Genomic DNA, 539 nt, shown 5'->3' on the forward strand with positions numbered 1-539 from the left:
GATATTATTCTTTTAGATAAAGATAAAACATGGAATCACAACTACTTATTCAAGTGGTATCATTCTTGTGTTAATAAAAGTATGTTACAAAATTCTGATGTAATTCCTAGTAATGATAAGCACTTATGTCTGCAATTTCATGCAATTCGTGCATATTTTTCAATAAATTCCGATAACCTAGAAATAGTGCCGGGGCCTGGATTTACAGGTGGTGACCTAGTTAAAGTCACTCCAGGGAAAAAGGTTTTATTCAAGTTAGATAGGGATGGGTACAATAAATGGTTTAAAGGTTTTTATAACGTGCGCGTATGGTTTTTGCGTGATATTGGAGATGCCGATCTTTCCGTTAATATTAGGTCAAATAATTCTTTCCCTACGTCAAATGTAAGAGGGAAAGTAAGTCTTGGAGGTAGACACACTAATCCATTGGATGCTATGCAAGATGATATTATGTATCATCAATATGATTCTAGTGTTTTATTGTTTAATGAAATGCCATTTGTTGTCATTGAAGTTGAAAACTTATCTTTAGATAAAAG

The 539-nt window shown here is 32.8% G+C and carries 1 protein-coding gene; it reads left to right on the top strand.

Annotated elements, in window-relative coordinates:
• A partial coding sequence (locus V2A85_RS24360) for a delta endotoxin C-terminal domain-containing protein (protein WP_420072644.1) occupies positions 1-539 on the top strand: 539 nt, incomplete at both ends.

Origin of the sequence: Yersinia sp. 1252 StPb PI (genome assembly GCF_048593885.1) — a bacterium.
Lineage (GTDB): Bacteria > Pseudomonadota > Gammaproteobacteria > Enterobacterales > Enterobacteriaceae > Yersinia > Yersinia enterocolitica_E.